Here is a 14,668-nt window from a genome sequence, read left to right as displayed (position 1 = left end):
ATTTTGGGCAGTTGGACAAATATAGGAAAAATCATGTTATAATTAACTTTTGTTTGGAATGATAAAAAAGATAATTTTATATATATAGAAGGGAATTAAAAAATATGTATTTGCAAATAGGATCGATTGAACAGGTAACTGTTTTACGCGAAACGGAAATCGGATATATGGTTGGGAATGAAGAAGAAGAAATTTTCCTACATAAAAACGAAGTGGCTGGAGAAATTGAAGAAGGCGATACGATTGATGTATTCTTATACCTTGATCACCAAAATCGTATTTCAGCAACAATGAAGGAACCGATTATTACAACTTATGATTGGAACTGGGTAAAGGTTGTAGAAGTTATTCCTAGTTTAGGTGTGTTTGTTGATATTGGTGTGTCAAAAGATATACTAATTCCAGCTGATGAGTTCCCGATTTATATGCCGGTATGGCCAGAAGTAGGCGACGAATTATATTGTACGTTAAAATTAACGAATCGTGATCGTTTAATTGCTCTTCCGGCAAGAGACAGTGATATGCAAGAAATTATCGTAGATGCAACGCCATCTATGCGTAATAAAAACGTAAACGGACGTGTATATCGTTCACTTCAAGTTGGTTCATTCATACTAACGGATGAGCATTTCCGTGCTTTCCTACACCATACAGAAAGAAAAGAACAAGTCCGCATCGGTCAGCGTGTAACGGGCCGTATTATTGACGTAAAAGATGACGGTACAATTAACATTTCACTTCTTCCTCGTAAAGAAGAAGGAATGGAAGATGATGCTGCAGTAATTTATGCATATATGGAAGAACGAGGCGGAGCAATGCCGTTTTGGGATAAGAGCCATCCAGAAGATATTAAAGAACGCTTTAACATGAGTAAAGCTGCATTTAAGCGCGCACTTGGTAAGTTGATGAAAGAAGAAAAGGTTTACCAAGAAGAAGGTTGGACGTACTTTAAGAAATAAGATGAAAGATTAAAAAGCACACCCTTATCTAAAAAGATAAGGGTGTGCTTTTTTTAATTTCCTTGCGGAGAAACAAGAGTAAATGTATCTTTCAAATCACTATCATTTATTTTAATATTTGCCTTTTTTAATTCCTCTTGTAACAATTTTTTGCTGAATACAGGATCAGCAGTACGTTCTTCCTCTAAGTTTTTGCGAATAGAGTTTTTTACCTCATCGTAAGGTTTTAAATCTTTTTTATCAGTTAATTTAATAACGTGATAACCGTTTGATGATTTTACGGGATTGCTAATTTGTCCAACATTTAGTTTGTAGGCAGCCGTTTCGAATTCAGGAGCCATTGTACCTGAATTGAAGTATCCAAGGTCTCCGCCTTTATCTTTTGATAGTAGATCTTGTGATTCTTGTTTTGCTAATTCTTCAAATGAAGCACCAGCATCTAGTTTACTCTTTATTTCTTTCGCTTCATTTTCGTCACTTACTAAAATGTGACTCGCTTTAATTTCTGGCTTATAGTGGTCTTTTACGTCTTTCTCTGTAATGCTTTTCTTAATCGCTTCATTCATAGCAAGTTTGAACTTAATTTGATTTTTAAAATCCTCTTCATCTTTTAAACCATTATTTTCTAATACTTTTTTGAATTGATCTCCATATTGTTTTTTTACCTTTTCTACTTCTTTATTTACCTCTTCATCAGATACTTTATATTTTTTTGTGATGACGTCTTGTGCCATCATTTCGTATAGCATGTCTTTTCCGTAACGATCTTTCAATTGTTTTTCGAAGTTATCCTTTGTAATGGTCGAGTCTGTTGCTGTAGCGACTGTAGCTGAGCCGTTTTTTTGTCCGCAAGCAGATAACATCAATATACTTATTAGTGCAGTAATAATGAAAATATGTTTCCCTCTCATGCCAACACCTCATCCGAATATGTTATCGCTATTGTAGAATATAGAAGTGAACATGAAGTGAATTTTTAATGTTTTTTTCCTTTAAAATGTAAAAAAGTACATCAACATAATTGTTGATGTACGATGGAATCAAAGGTGATCGGTCTTTTTAGAGTATGCACGTTTACCTTGCTGAATATTTTTTTGCTCTTGCTCATTTTTTTGTGTGCGTTTTGCGTTATTATCGCGTGCTTTTTTGTCGTTATCACTCGTATGTGGCATATGTATCAACTCCATTTCTAAACGTTGTACGTTTATCATTTCCTTTTTCGTAAAGACTATGTATAGCGGTGCATTTATGAAGGGTAAAGGTGGATTCGAAATGGATTTGAAGTTGAATTATACTGAACTTATAAAGAAGTTAATCGTTGTAATCATCGCAGGTTTATTAAACGCGATTGGGATGAATTTATTTTTAACACCAGCAAAAGTGTATGCGAGCGGCTTTGCTGGATTGTCTCAATTATTATCGCAAATATTAGGTGATTTTTTATCGATTCACATATCTACGGGAGTATTGTTTAGCTTATTTAATATTCCTGTCGTTATTTTAGCGTGGAAAAAGGTTGGAAAGGCCTTCACCTTTTTTAGTTTTCTTTGTGTTATATTTATGACTCTGTTTCTAGAAATCATCCCTGTTAGAGCGGTTTCGAATGATATCATATTAAATGCGATTTTTGGTGGGATTATTTCGGCAATTGGAGTAGGGATTGCTTTAAAGTGGGGTGCTTCTACAGGTGGATTAGATATTATCGCCATGATTTTATCAAAAATAAAAGATAAGCCTGTCGGTACATACTTTTTCTTTTTTAATGCAATTATCATTATCGCTGCTGGCTATGTATATGGATGGGAAAAAGCGTTGTATACGCTAGTGACTTTATATGTATCAACGAGAATTATTGATGCAATTCATACTCGTCATGTAAAGATTACAGCATTAATTGTTACGAAGAATGGGGCAGACGTAAGAAAGGCGATTCACTCGCGATTAGTAAGAGGGATTACAACGATACCAGCAACAGGTGCTTATACGAATGAAAATAAAGAAATGTTAATGATGGTTATTACCCGTTACGAGTTATACGAATTAGAGAGGATTATTAGACAAGTGGACCCAGGTGCATTTACAAATATACTGCAAACAGTTGGGGTGTTCGGATTGTTTCGGAAAGATTAAAGAGGACCAAAGTTGGTCCTCTTTTTTAATGTAAATTCGTAATGTTTTGCAATTGCTCTTGCATTTCACGGAGCTGAACTTTTTCAGCAGTTGAAGAGTTTGCGTAAGCGGATTGCAAAGCATTTTTTGCTCTATACACGAGATCTTGTTGCTCAGTACCGCTTGAACAAGATACGGCATTTTCAACGGCATCTCTAGCTTGTTGGAATAGTAAGTTCCCCATTTAAACCCCTCCAAAAGAAGAGTTACTTCTTGCTTTTTCTGCCTCAGCTAATGTACCTCTGTACGGGAATCTTGCATCATGCTTCATAACAGCATCGGCTCCTTGTTGGATAAAACGTTTTGATTTGTTCTTTTTACCCATTCGAAAAACCCCCTTTATTTAGCTGAAAACAATCGACGCAATGTCTCATGCGTCTACTTATAGTATGGACATTTGGCAGGAAACTATAAGTAGGGAATTTTTAGATTACAACCCAAGAACCTCTTCTAAATATAAAGCAATACCATCTTCTTCGTTCGTTAACGTCGTATGGTTTGCGAGTGATTTTAATTCAGGGATGGCATTTCCCATTGCGATGCCATGACCAGCAAATTCAATCATTTCAAAATCATTATCTTCATCACCGAAAGCGATAATGCGCTCTTGTGGAATGTTGTAATGACTAGAAATTTTTTGTAATCCAACTGCTTTATTTAATCCGCTTTTCACAATTTCAATAATCGGCCAAGGTGCGCCCCATTTTCTATGGTCGATTACTTCCGCATGCATATCCGTTAAATGTTGACGAATTGCAGTAGAATGCTCGTCATGTGCGTCAATTAATAAGCAAGTTGGATGATCGTTTAAAATATTTAATAAGTCTCCGGTAAAAATCTTAGGAGAGCCGAATTCGAAAATATGTTTTTTATCTTCATCAATTTCACGAACATACACATCGTCCATTACTTCCGCGTATATATTTTTTACGCCAAAATCAAAGCAAGCTCGGACAATTTCTTGCGCTGTTGCTAGCTCAAGAGGAGAGTGATGTGTTCCCCAGTTTGAATCAAGAGGATGATGTACGTAAGCGCCGTTAAAGTTTACGATAGGTGTGTTAAGATCAAGTTCTTTATAGTAATCGTAACTAGCACGGAATGGACGTCCTGTTGAAATAACAACAATATGTCCCTGTTCCTTTGCTTTTGCAATTGTATGTTTCGTTCGAGTGGAAATTATTTTGTTGTCTGTTAATAAAGTGCCGTCTAAGTCTAATGCGATTAAATGTTGTTTGTTCATAATTTCACCTCTTATAATAATTTTTTTGTATCTATCTGTATTTCCGTTTTTAATATGCAGAAATAAGAGGTTAGGCTCGGTGAAATCACCATAGATGGAAATTTCACTATATATCCATCTTACGTCTCAAAGCGCTGTGGTGTCTACTATTTATCGTTGGAAATTAAGAAAAGTCAACATCTTTTTAGAAAGTTCAAACAATGTTTCTTTCATTATGTACAAATTGTGAAAAGGGTTACATTGCTCGTGTGGTGAGGCATATAATGAACATGTAATCTTCTCGTATATGTTTGACTCTCCTTTGAAACTAGCCTAGAGTAGGTTGGTTTCTTTTTTTTCTACAAGTAGGAAAGAAATCCCTGCTTACGCTTGTGTCATTCATATATATGTACAAGAATGAGATGTAGTACTGTTTCCTAAACATGACAGAAAAGCTTTCTTTTAAAATGGATATACTAATGAGGCAAGACGTCATGGAAGGAGAATGAAGATGGGACAAAATCGCAGGTTTCGTTCTGGACAAAAAGCGCCGAATGATGGCATTTACGTAGAAATTGGTGAAACGGGAAGTATGGTGAAAGATCCGCAAATGGTGAAATTAACTGCCGGTGAAAAGTTTCCGGATAACACGAATCATAACCGCCAGTGGACATATAAAAGAAAACCGTAACAGAAGCCGCAATCATTATTGCGGCTTTTTTGTCGTTACACATTGTAATTTCATTTACCGTATTTTTAACAGTATAATGAATGCTCTCTTTTTCTTTTTCAAATAATAAGTTTGAAAATACATAGGCAAAATTATTGTATAAAAAAGTCAGTTGGCGTATAATCAAATCAAAGGTCAAAGAAAGTCAAACTTTTGGAGGGCTGTAAAGATGGACTTAAATCAAATGACAACAAAAACACAAGAGGCGATTATGAGTGCCCAATCTTTAGCGGTATCTCATCATCACCAAGAGGTGGATACTGTTCATCTATTACTTGCATTATTAGAAGAGCAAGATGGATTAGCAGTACGTATATTTCAAAAAATGAATGTTGATATAGAAGCATTAAAGCAAGGTGCTGAAAGTTTAATTAAAAAGAAACCTTCTGTAACGGGGAGCGGTGCAGAAGTTGGAAAATTGTATGTAACGAGCGCTCTGCAACAACTGCTTGTAAGAGCAGGGAAAGAAGCAGAAAAACTGCAGGATGATTACATTTCAGTAGAACATGTGTTGCTTGCTTTTTCTGAAGAAAAAGGCGATATAAATCAATTATTTACAAGATTGCATATTACGAAAGATAACTTATTACAGTCTTTAATGACAGTTCGGGGGAATCAAAGAGTGACGAGTCAAAATCCAGAAGCAACTTATGAAGCGTTAGAAAAATATGGTCGTGATTTAGTGGCGGAAGTGAGAGCAGGGAAAATTGATCCTGTAATCGGCCGTGATAGTGAAATACGACGTGTAATTCGTATTCTTTCACGTAAAACGAAAAACAATCCTGTTTTAATTGGGGAGCCAGGTGTTGGTAAAACAGCAATCGTTGAAGGGCTAGCACAGCGTATCGTGAAAAAGGATGTACCTGAAGGATTGAAAGATAGAACGATTTTTGCGTTAGATATGAGTGCGCTCGTAGCAGGTGCGAAATTCCGTGGTGAGTTCGAAGAGCGTCTGCAAGCTGTATTAAATGAAATTAAAAAGAGTGAGGGCCGCATTTTATTATTCATTGATGAACTTCATACAATAGTTGGAGCTGGTAAAACAGAAGGTGCGATGGATGCAGGAAATATGTTAAAACCGATGCTTGCGCGTGGTGAACTGCATTGTATCGGGGCGACGACGCTCGATGAATATCGCAAATATATTGAAAAAGATCCAGCACTAGAAAGACGTTTCCAACAAGTATTAGCAGAAGAACCAACTGTTGAAGATACAATCTCAATTTTACGTGGATTAAAAGAACGCTTTGAAATTTATCACGGTGTAAATATTCATGACCGTGCGATTGTAGCGGCGTCAGTTTTATCAGATCGATATATTTCAGATCGCTTCTTACCTGATAAAGCAATTGACCTTGTTGACGAAGCATGTGCAACAATTCGTACAGAAATTGATTCTATGCCGACAGAATTAGATGAAGTAACGCGACGCATTATGCAGCTGGAAATTGAAGAAGCGGCTCTTGGAAAAGAAACGGATCGTGGTAGCCAAGAGCGTCTAAAAACATTGCAACGTGAATTATCGGATTTAAAAGAAGTTGCAAGTGGTATGAGAGCGAAATGGGAGAAAGAAAAAGAAGAAATTCACAAAGTTCGTGACTTACGTGAACATTTAGAACGTCTGCGTCGTGAATTAGAAGAAGCAGAAGGTAATTACGATTTAAATAAAGCAGCCGAACTTCGTCACGGGAAAATTCCAGCAATTGAAAAAGAGTTAAAAGAAGCGGAAGAAATGGGCGCGCATAATAAACAAGAAAATCGTTTATTACGTGAGGAAGTAAGTGAAGAAGAAATTGCAGATATTGTTTCACGCTGGACGGGTATTCCTGTTGCGAAACTCGTGGAAGGTGAACGCGAGAAATTATTACGCTTAGAGCAAATCTTATCAGAGCGTGTTATCGGACAAGAGGAAGCAGTAAGCTTAGTGTCAGACGCAGTTCTTCGTGCTCGCGCTGGTATTAAAGATCCGAACCGCCCGATTGGTTCTTTCATCTTCTTAGGACCAACAGGTGTTGGTAAAACAGAACTTGCAAAAACGCTAGCCCAGTCTTTATTCGATAGTGAAGAGCAAATGATTCGCATTGACATGTCTGAGTATATGGAGAAACACGCAGTGTCACGCTTAATTGGTGCACCTCCTGGATATGTAGGATATGAGGAAGGCGGTCAATTAACAGAAGCGGTAAGACGTAAACCATATTCCGTTGTTTTATTAGATGAAATTGAAAAAGCACATCCAGAAGTATTCAACATTTTATTACAAATGTTAGATGATGGACGCATTACAGATTCGCAAGGTCGTACAGTGGATTTTAAAAATACAGTTATTATTATGACTTCAAATATCGGATCTGCTCATTTACTAGATGGATTAGAAGAAGATGGTTCGATTAAAGAGGAATCAAGAGACCTTGTAATGGGGCAATTAAGAGGACATTTCCGCCCTGAATTTTTAAACCGTGTTGATGAAATTATTTTATTCAAACCTCTTACAACGAATGAAATTAAAAGCATTGTTGATAAAATTGTAAAAGAACTACAAGGTCGTCTAGCTGACCGTCACATTACAGTAGAATTAACAGATGCAGCAAAAGAATTTGTTGTGGAAGCTGGTTTCGACCCAATGTACGGAGCTCGTCCATTAAAACGATACGTACAGCGTCAAGTGGAAACGAAATTAGCACGAGAATTAATTGCAGGAACAATTACTGACAATAGTCACGTAGTTGTTGATGTAGAAAATAACGAATTAGTCGTTCATGTGAAATAAAAATAAAAAAGAGTTCGGATAAAATCCGGACTCTTTTTTTAGTGTTGTTCTACTGGCTCGTTTGGAATTGCAGCTGAAATTGCTAGTACTAACACAGCAAGAACAACTGAGAAAATAGACGCTTGGTTAAAGTCGTATGTACCGCCAGTCATAGAGCCGATTACATAGCTCATCATATGTACAAGTAAGAACGACCAAATTAATGCCCAAATGAAACGCATATTTTACACCTCTATTCGTTCAATCTGTCCTTATTGTAACACAATTGAAAAAAGAATATAGAAAAATATTTGTAGATTTTTCAACGCAAATTTGCATTCCGTTCATACATTATAAAAGAGTACTTTTATATGTTTAGAAAATAAGGCGGGGGAAAAATGAGTATTACGGAACGTTTTTTTTACTTAGAAAAAGAACCATGTGTCATTTATTTACCGGAGAAGCCAAATGGATTTTCTGTTATGCTCCTCGGTGATTATAACTACTTTATTGAGAATGGTACAAGTTTATGGACACAACATGCGGGTAAATCTTATTTTTTACATGGTCTTATTGAACAAGGCTACACGGTCTTTTCCTCTAATTTATACGGAAGACATTGGGGAAACGATCAATCTGTTCGTCTGGCAAAACGTTTATATGATGTTGTTTTGAGAAAAGAGACGTTAAATGCGAAAATGCACATTATGGCAGATGGTATGGGAGCGCTTGTAGCACTTGAAATGATGAACAAATATCCTGAATGTATTCGTTCTGTTGTTATGCTAAATCCGTGTTTAGATTTACCGGAATATGTAAGTTTTGAGAAAGAGCATAAATTTTTTTACAAGAGACTCGTGAAGGAATTAAGTTTGGCGTATGATGCCAAAGAAGAAGAATTAGAATCAAAAATAAATAAGAAATCATTTACGCTTCTTCCATCTTGTGTACCTGTTAAAATTTTCGTATCAACACAAGAAAAAAGAGGAAGAAAACAGCAGTTGCGTAGATATGAGAAAATGAGGCAACTAAATCAATGTGATACTTCTGTCTTGTTCCATCTGCAAGATGTGAAATATAAAATGGTTAGGCAAACGACTGATTTCTTTAAAAAATATGAAGAAGAATTATGAAGCTCCCATATACATAAATGAGGAGCTATTTGTTTCAGAGGGAAAGGGTTGGTGGTATGGAACGCGTGCTGATAATAGGTGCACTTACGTTTGTAGGTTATCACCTTGTAAATAAAATGATTGCAGAAGAAGTGGAAGTCTATGGTCTTGATTTTGATGAATTCGATAGTATGACCAAAATTAATGAAGAGAAGTTATTATTAATTGGGCGAAATGCGTTATTTACGTATTATTCGATAAGAGATGAAGATGGATGGAGATCGGTTGAGGAAGAGAGATTCGATACTGTTTATTTTTGCTTATATGAGCCAAATCAGCAAAGTGGATTTCGGAATGAAAGAGTCATATTACAATATTTAAAGCGAATTATAAGAATGTGTGAAGAACAAAAAGTGAAGTTAAATTTAATTTCTTCTATTGAAGTAGGCAGTACAGATGAATCCGAAAATAAGCGCCTATTTTTGAAAGTAGAAGAAGGATTGAAAAAAGGGAATTTACAATATAGTGTATTTCGAGTTCCAACATTATATGGACCGTGGCAACCGTCCTTTATGATGTTTCATCAGCTTATTTTATCAGAATTAGTTGAAAAAGAGTGGCGTTGTACGATTGAGGAAAAGGGGAATGATTTACTTTACGTTGAAGATGTATGTGAATACTTATGGGAACATGGAACGAACGGGGCGCATCTTGGTATATACAATTTACTTAGTGGTAAACAGTCATTATGGGAAAAAGGTATGAATCTTTTACGCGCGGATGATAAAGTAAATAAAAATAATAACGAAGTAAGAGATGAGGCTATCGAAGTAATTTCAATAAAAAGAAATACTCCGTTAGAATACGGTTTAAATAAGCAACTGGCACACATGAAAAAATATAAAGAGTTATACGAAGGGTAGTACGCGTGTTACACTATTGTATGTGAAAGTTTTAATGGAGAGGAAGAGTATAATATGAACGAAAAAAGCATGCAGTTTTTACAAATTGCAATGAAGCATTTACCGGAAGCAAAGGCAATTTTAGATGATAATGGAATTGCACTTGATATGGAGAAGGCACAGCCGGTGTTAGAGTTGTTAATGAAAGTTATGAACGAGGCTTATGAGCTTGGGAAAGCAGATAAAGAATAAAATCCTTCTTTTTTGATGGAGGGGAGGCTCGAATCGTGAGTAGAAGCGGTTCGGGCCTTTTTATTTGGAATGAAACACGAAAAGGTATGATTCTGTTTCTTTTAATGAAAAATAAAGTGGATAATGCGTTAGCTTTCTGTTTTATGCGAAATATATTCTAGACAAAAATACATTTATGTTTTAAAATTAGTACCAAGTCATAATAATTGATATAAAACGGAGGGCTGCGATGTGAACGTGGGCATTTTAGGGATCGGAAGATATGTGCCAGAAAAAGTAGTCACAAATCACGATTTAGAAAAAATAATGGATACATCCGATGAATGGATTCGTACGAGAACGGGAATTGCAGAAAGACGCATTGCCGATGATACAATAGATACTTCATATATGGCCGTAGAGGCTGCAAAAAAAGCACTTGAAGATGCAGGGGTTAGCGGAGAAGATATCGATCTTATTTTAGTGGCGACAGTAACACCAGATCGTGCGTTTCCAGCAGTAGCTTGTGTCATTCAAGAAGCGATTGGAGCGAAACATGCAGCTGCAATGGATGTAGGTGCAGCATGCGCTGGCTTTATGTACGGAATGATTACAGCGCAGCAATTTATTAAAACGGGGACTTATAAAAACGTATTAGTAGTTGGTAGTGATAAGCTATCTAAAATTGTAGACTGGAATGATCGAAATACAGCGGTATTATTTGGAGACGGAGCCGGTGCTATCGTAATGGGAGCAGTTTCAGAAGGAAGAGGCGTTCTATCTTTCGAATTAGGAGCAGACGGAAGCGGCGGTAAGCATCTATATCAAGACGAGTATGTTATGATGAATGGCAGAGAAGTCTTTAAATTTGCCGTTCGTCAACTTGGTGAATCTTGTCTTCGCGTTTTAGATAAGGCTGGTCTTACAAAAGAGGATGTGGATTTCTTAGTACCGCATCAAGCGAATATTCGTATTATGGAATCTGCAAGAGAGAGATTAAATTTACCACAAGAAAAAATGAGTATGACAATTGAAAAGTTTGGTAATACATCAGCTTCTTCAATTCCAATTGCAATGGTAGAGGAATTGCAAAATGGACGTATTCAAGATGGTGATTTAATTATACTTGTTGGTTTTGGTGGCGGATTAACATGGGGAGCAGTCGCTCTTCGTTGGGGTAAATAAGGACTGAGAGAAAAAAAGGAGTGTATTTTGTATGGAAAAAAAGAGGGTCGTAATTACAGGACTAGGAGCTGTTACACCGGTCGGAACAGATGTTGAAACAGCATGGGAAAACATTAAAAAGGGTGTATCTGGAATCGGACGACTTACAAGAATTGATCCGGAACTATTTCCAGCAAAAGTAGCAGCGGAAATTAACGACTTTGAAGTCGAGAAATATATTGATAAAAAAGAAGCGCGCCGTATGGACCGCTTTACACAATATGCAGTAGCAGCAGCGAAAATGGCAGTTGCAGATGCAAAGCTTGAAATTACAGAAGAAAACGGACCTCGAATTGGTGTATGGATTGGATCAGGTATTGGCGGTATGGAAACATACGAAGAACAATTTAAGATTTTTACTGAGAAAGGCCCACGCCGCGTGAGCCCATTCTTCGTACCGATGATGATTCCGGATATGGCAGCAGGTCAAGTATCAATCGCAACAGGAGCAAAAGGAATTAACACTTGTTCTGTAACGGCTTGTGCATCTGGTGCAAACTCAATTGGTGATGCATTTAAAGCAATTCAGCGTGGTGATGCTGATGCAATGATTACAGGCGGAGCAGAAGCACCGCTAACAAGTATGGCATTCGCAGGATTTAGCTCAGCGAAAGCATTAACATTTAATGAAGACCCAGCAACGGCTTGCCGTCCATTTGATAAAAACCGTAGCGGTTTTGTAATGGGTGAAGGCTCAGGTATTCTAATTCTTGAAGAATTAGAGCACGCATTAGCGCGTGGTGCTCACATTTACGCGGAAATTGCTGGTTATGGTGCAACTGGAGATGCGTTCCATATTACAATGCCTGCTCCTGGTGGTGAAGGCGGAGTGCGTGCAATGCGTCAAGCTTTAGCTGATGCAGGCCTACAGCCAGAAGATATTGATTACATTAATGCGCATGGTACAAGTACGGATGCGAATGAAAAATATGAAACGATGGCAATTAAAGAAACTTTCGGTGAGCACGCGTATAAAGTAGCGATTAGCTCAACGAAATCAATGACAGGTCACTTATTAGGAGCAGCTGGTGCTGTTGAAGCGATTTTCTCTATTAAATCAATTACAGACGGAGTAATTCCGCCAACAATTAACTATGAGACACCAGATCCAGAATGTGACTTAGATTACGTACCGAATCAAGCGAGACACCAAGAAGTAAATGCAGTATTAAGTAACTCATTAGGATTTGGTGGTCATAACGCAGTGTTAGTATTTAAATCGTATAAATAATAGGTGAAATAAGGAGTTTTTTCGCAATATATTGCGAAAAAACTCCTTATTTATTTTTACGCCTTTTTCTCCTGTAGCATATACATAAGAAAAAGGAGGGATAAAGATGGGGATTGTTGAAACAGCTGAATGGCTACATTTATATTATGGGCGGCCAGAAAAACTTTGTGAGAAATTTACGAAGTATATTCCGTTGCCAAAAGAAAGGTTGTATCGCTTTTTAATTTCAAAAGGGATGTATCGCCCGATCATGCGCGGAGAAAAGGAAATTAAAGAATTAGAGGAAAAGGAAATTTGGAAAGAATTGAGCCTGGAGTATGATAAACTGAAAAACTGGTTAAAAGGTCCAGATGTCCCTGTCTTTATTTTATTATCAGATTCCTATAATCGAACTGTACAAGAAGAGTATAACGGTAGGGCTGGATTATCTATGCGTCATGTTATTTTCTTATTCGTATGTGGACGGAATTCGGTAGAAGAATTAAAAGTGTTATTAGCGCATGAATATCATCACATATGCAGGTTACATCAAATTGAGACGAAAGAAACAGAATATACATTACTTGATACGATGATTATGGAAGGGCTAGCTGAACAAGCAGTAACAGAAAGGTATACAGAAAAAAACAATGCACCGTGGACGGCGTATCTTTCAAAGGAAGAGGCTATTTATTATTGGAAAAATATTGTACATGAAAGAATAAGTATAAAACGAGGAACAAGGGAACATGACATCTTATTAAATGGCTTTCACTCTTATCCGAAGATGCTTGGCTATGCGCTTGGATTTCATATTGTCAAAGATTGTGTAACTTTGGAAGGAGAAGATACACTTTCTTTATTATCTATAGATGCAAAAGAAATATTGAATAAAGCAAGTACATTTCATATATAAAAAAACAGGAGTTCTATTTCCTGTTTTTTTAGTATTAATAGAAGAAAAAATAATAATTAGAATATATTTCCTCAAGTGGAATAAAGTTAAGCGAAAATGAACATAATGATTGGTACAAACAGTAGTGAAGTGAGGGGTAGTGAATGTTATATCTACATGATGTATGGGTAAATTGGTTTGAAGGTGAAGAAAATGGGTATAACGTTTGTCATTTTTACGAATGGCGGAAAGATGATACGATTGAGCTATTAGATCAAGTGCCATTATTAAAAGTAGATGCCACATTATATCATTACATCGAGAACGAATTGTTAGAGCTTCCGCAAAAAATGCTGGAAGACGTACATCATAAGGCTTATATTCGTAAAAATCATGAACGTTTGCAGCAAGAGTATTGCTTTGTTGTTACAGATGGAAAAGGAATTATTGCGATTGACACAATTGGTTACAATGTACCAATTCGCAAAAGCAGACTTATACCACGCCAAGAGCAGATGGTATATGAGATGGTAGAAAACGTACAAGCAGAAAAGTATGAGTTCCAAGTAGAAGAAACAGAAAAAGAACATCACATTTTATCACCATCGCCTTTCATTATGAATGGCTTGACTCGTAAAGAAAGACAGCTAAAACAATTATTATTTATGGCGTTAGATCAATTACATACAACGAAAAATACAGCAGAAATTCGCTATTGGTTCACAGAGTGGGATCCATCAGCATATGGAATGGTTCAACATATGGAATTTGAAGATATTTGGGTTAAGCTGTATGATGAAGCGAAAACAGGCTGGTCTGATAAGCATGAACAATTATGCGAGCGTCTCGTAAAAGGACAGCCATTTTTTGAAAAGTTATGGGAAATGGAAAATGAGCAAAAGGTAAATTAAAAAACCGCCAATTGGCGGTTTTTTAATTTTGTAGTAATCCAGCTCCAGCGGCAAGAATGTTCGGTGGCTTCGCGCCTTCCTGCGAGGCAAAAAGCGCCTCTACGTCAGGAGCTCCATCCCCCTCACATTCTGAACGAGCCGCTTCCGCTTTATATGAAATCCAGCTCCGGCGGCAAGAATGTTCGGTGGCTTCGCGCCTTCCTGTGAGGCAAAAAGCGCCTCTACGTCAGGAGCTCTATCCCCCTCGCATTCTAAACGAGCCGCTTCCGCTTTATATGAAATCCAGCTCCAGCGGCAAGAATGTTCGGTGGCTTCGCGCCTTCCTGCGAGGCAAAAAGCGCCTCTACGTCAGGAGCT

Annotated in this window: 17 protein-coding genes; 11 read left to right on the top strand and 6 right to left on the bottom strand. The window is 37.1% G+C overall.

What is annotated here, in order from left to right:
- The first annotated feature begins 104 nt into the window (after nucleotides 1–104).
- Complete coding sequence (locus AB6801_RS20950; protein WP_000281260.1) at nucleotides 105–959, top strand: CvfB family protein; 855 nt, start codon at nucleotides 105–107, stop codon at nucleotides 957–959.
- Nucleotides 960–1,012: 53 nt separating this feature from the next.
- On the opposite strand, the gene prsA is transcribed toward AB6801_RS20950, so the two are convergent.
- Nucleotides 1,013–1,870, bottom strand: coding sequence for a peptidylprolyl isomerase PrsA (gene prsA / locus AB6801_RS20945; RefSeq protein ID WP_001214216.1), 858 nt, complete (start codon nucleotides 1,868–1,870; stop codon nucleotides 1,013–1,015).
- A 129-nt stretch (nucleotides 1,871–1,999) separates the two neighbouring features.
- The gene (locus tag AB6801_RS20940) at nucleotides 2,000–2,131 is read right to left on the bottom strand and encodes a DUF3941 domain-containing protein (protein WP_001120851.1); all 132 of its coding nucleotides are present in this window, start codon (nucleotides 2,129–2,131) and stop codon (nucleotides 2,000–2,002) included.
- A gap of 100 nt (nucleotides 2,132–2,231) precedes the next feature.
- On the opposite strand from AB6801_RS20940, the gene AB6801_RS20935 reads away from it, so the two are divergent.
- Entirely contained in the window at nucleotides 2,232–3,089 is an 858-nt protein-coding gene (locus tag AB6801_RS20935; RefSeq protein ID WP_000364432.1) for a YitT family protein, read from the top strand.
- Between the two features lie 25 nt (nucleotides 3,090–3,114).
- Here AB6801_RS20935 and AB6801_RS20930 read toward each other — a convergent pair whose 3' ends face one another.
- From AB6801_RS20930 to AB6801_RS20920, 3 genes are all read right to left on the bottom strand, one after another.
- Nucleotides 3,115–3,312, bottom strand: a complete 198-nt coding sequence (locus AB6801_RS20930) for a DUF3813 domain-containing protein (protein WP_000527407.1) — start codon at nucleotides 3,310–3,312, stop codon at nucleotides 3,115–3,117.
- Nucleotides 3,313–3,453: a hypothetical protein gene (locus AB6801_RS20925; RefSeq protein WP_000516816.1), complete on the bottom strand. Its 141-nt coding sequence runs from the start codon at nucleotides 3,451–3,453 to the stop codon at nucleotides 3,313–3,315. It lies immediately after the preceding gene.
- Nucleotides 3,454–3,558: 105 nt separating this feature from the next.
- Nucleotides 3,559–4,368 carry a Cof-type HAD-IIB family hydrolase gene (locus tag AB6801_RS20920; protein ID WP_001041232.1) on the bottom strand — a complete coding sequence of 270 codons (810 nt, stop codon included), beginning with the start codon at nucleotides 4,366–4,368 and terminating at the stop codon, nucleotides 3,559–3,561.
- A 490-nt stretch (nucleotides 4,369–4,858) separates the two neighbouring features.
- Here AB6801_RS20920 and AB6801_RS20915 point away from each other — a divergent pair, with 490 nt between their 5' ends.
- The gene (locus AB6801_RS20915; protein ID WP_000531421.1) at nucleotides 4,859–5,038 is read left to right on the top strand and encodes a YjzC family protein; all 180 of its coding nucleotides are present in this window, start codon (nucleotides 4,859–4,861) and stop codon (nucleotides 5,036–5,038) included.
- A gap of 208 nt (nucleotides 5,039–5,246) precedes the next feature.
- Nucleotides 5,247–7,847 (top strand): ATP-dependent chaperone ClpB, encoded by a 2,601-nt coding sequence (gene clpB, locus AB6801_RS20910; RefSeq protein WP_000365404.1) that lies wholly within the window; start codon nucleotides 5,247–5,249, stop codon nucleotides 7,845–7,847.
- Between the two features lie 38 nt (nucleotides 7,848–7,885).
- Here clpB and AB6801_RS20905 read toward each other — a convergent pair whose 3' ends face one another.
- Nucleotides 7,886–8,068, bottom strand: a complete 183-nt coding sequence (locus AB6801_RS20905; protein ID WP_001211116.1) for a YjzD family protein — start codon at nucleotides 8,066–8,068, stop codon at nucleotides 7,886–7,888.
- 156 nt (nucleotides 8,069–8,224) lie between these two features.
- Here AB6801_RS20905 and AB6801_RS20900 point away from each other — a divergent pair, with 156 nt between their 5' ends.
- The 7 genes from AB6801_RS20900 to AB6801_RS20870 all read left to right on the top strand — a co-directional run bounded on the left by AB6801_RS20900 (nucleotide 8,225) and on the right by AB6801_RS20870 (nucleotide 14,311).
- Nucleotides 8,225–8,959 carry a lipase family protein gene (locus tag AB6801_RS20900; protein WP_000028691.1) on the top strand — a complete coding sequence of 245 codons (735 nt, stop codon included), beginning with the start codon at nucleotides 8,225–8,227 and terminating at the stop codon, nucleotides 8,957–8,959.
- A gap of 29 nt (nucleotides 8,960–8,988) precedes the next feature.
- Nucleotides 8,989–9,861: an NAD-dependent epimerase/dehydratase family protein gene (locus tag AB6801_RS20895; protein ID WP_002102826.1), complete on the top strand. Its 873-nt coding sequence runs from the start codon at nucleotides 8,989–8,991 to the stop codon at nucleotides 9,859–9,861.
- Nucleotides 9,862–9,915: 54 nt separating this feature from the next.
- Nucleotides 9,916–10,092 carry a ComZ family protein gene (locus tag AB6801_RS20890; RefSeq protein ID WP_001986215.1) on the top strand — a complete coding sequence of 59 codons (177 nt, stop codon included), beginning with the start codon at nucleotides 9,916–9,918 and terminating at the stop codon, nucleotides 10,090–10,092.
- Nucleotides 10,093–10,323: 231 nt separating this feature from the next.
- Complete coding sequence (gene fabH / locus AB6801_RS20885) at nucleotides 10,324–11,256, top strand: beta-ketoacyl-ACP synthase III (protein ID WP_001100532.1); 933 nt, start codon at nucleotides 10,324–10,326, stop codon at nucleotides 11,254–11,256.
- 31 nt (nucleotides 11,257–11,287) lie between these two features.
- Nucleotides 11,288–12,526 carry a beta-ketoacyl-ACP synthase II gene (gene fabF, locus AB6801_RS20880; RefSeq protein WP_000412656.1) on the top strand — a complete coding sequence of 413 codons (1,239 nt, stop codon included), beginning with the start codon at nucleotides 11,288–11,290 and terminating at the stop codon, nucleotides 12,524–12,526.
- A gap of 106 nt (nucleotides 12,527–12,632) precedes the next feature.
- Nucleotides 12,633–13,421 carry a DUF2268 domain-containing putative Zn-dependent protease gene (locus AB6801_RS20875; protein ID WP_000513275.1) on the top strand — a complete coding sequence of 263 codons (789 nt, stop codon included), beginning with the start codon at nucleotides 12,633–12,635 and terminating at the stop codon, nucleotides 13,419–13,421.
- Nucleotides 13,422–13,564: 143 nt separating this feature from the next.
- Nucleotides 13,565–14,311 (top strand): YjbA family protein, encoded by a 747-nt coding sequence (locus AB6801_RS20870; protein WP_000966128.1) that lies wholly within the window; start codon nucleotides 13,565–13,567, stop codon nucleotides 14,309–14,311.
- The last annotated feature ends 357 nt before the right edge of the window (nucleotides 14,312–14,668 follow it).

Source organism: Bacillus sp. RCC_6_1, assembly GCF_041360755.1.
Lineage (GTDB): Bacteria > Bacillota > Bacilli > Bacillales > Bacillaceae_G > Bacillus_A > Bacillus_A cereus.
Note: the sequence above shows the minus strand (reverse complement) of the source record. Positions and strands in the feature narration are given on the sequence as shown.

Bases quoted from the DNA above. Each gene is read 5' to 3' on its own strand.
- AB6801_RS20900 (WP_000028691.1), top strand. From the start codon at position 8,225: ATGAGTATTACGGAACGTTTTTTTTACTTAGAAAAAGAACCATGTGTC.
- clpB (WP_000365404.1), top strand. From the start codon at position 5,247: ATGGACTTAAATCAAATGACAACAAAAACACAAGAGGCGATTATGAGT.
- AB6801_RS20870 (WP_000966128.1), top strand. From the start codon at position 13,565: ATGTTATATCTACATGATGTATGGGTAAATTGGTTTGAAGGTGAAGAA.
- AB6801_RS20940 (WP_001120851.1), bottom strand. From the start codon at position 2,131: ATGCCACATACGAGTGATAACGACAAAAAAGCACGCGATAATAACGCA.
- AB6801_RS20905 (WP_001211116.1), bottom strand. From the start codon at position 8,068: ATGCGTTTCATTTGGGCATTAATTTGGTCGTTCTTACTTGTACATATG.
- AB6801_RS20930 (WP_000527407.1), bottom strand. From the start codon at position 3,312: ATGGGGAACTTACTATTCCAACAAGCTAGAGATGCCGTTGAAAATGCC.
- AB6801_RS20890 (WP_001986215.1), top strand. From the start codon at position 9,916: ATGAACGAAAAAAGCATGCAGTTTTTACAAATTGCAATGAAGCATTTA.
- AB6801_RS20925 (WP_000516816.1), bottom strand. From the start codon at position 3,453: ATGGGTAAAAAGAACAAATCAAAACGTTTTATCCAACAAGGAGCCGAT.
- AB6801_RS20915 (WP_000531421.1), top strand. From the start codon at position 4,859: ATGGGACAAAATCGCAGGTTTCGTTCTGGACAAAAAGCGCCGAATGAT.
- AB6801_RS20920 (WP_001041232.1), bottom strand. From the start codon at position 4,368: ATGAACAAACAACATTTAATCGCATTAGACTTAGACGGCACTTTATTA.
- AB6801_RS20935 (WP_000364432.1), top strand. From the start codon at position 2,232: ATGGATTTGAAGTTGAATTATACTGAACTTATAAAGAAGTTAATCGTT.
- AB6801_RS20875 (WP_000513275.1), top strand. From the start codon at position 12,633: ATGGGGATTGTTGAAACAGCTGAATGGCTACATTTATATTATGGGCGG.
- fabF (WP_000412656.1), top strand. From the start codon at position 11,288: ATGGAAAAAAAGAGGGTCGTAATTACAGGACTAGGAGCTGTTACACCG.
- prsA (WP_001214216.1), bottom strand. From the start codon at position 1,870: ATGAGAGGGAAACATATTTTCATTATTACTGCACTAATAAGTATATTG.
- AB6801_RS20950 (WP_000281260.1), top strand. From the start codon at position 105: ATGTATTTGCAAATAGGATCGATTGAACAGGTAACTGTTTTACGCGAA.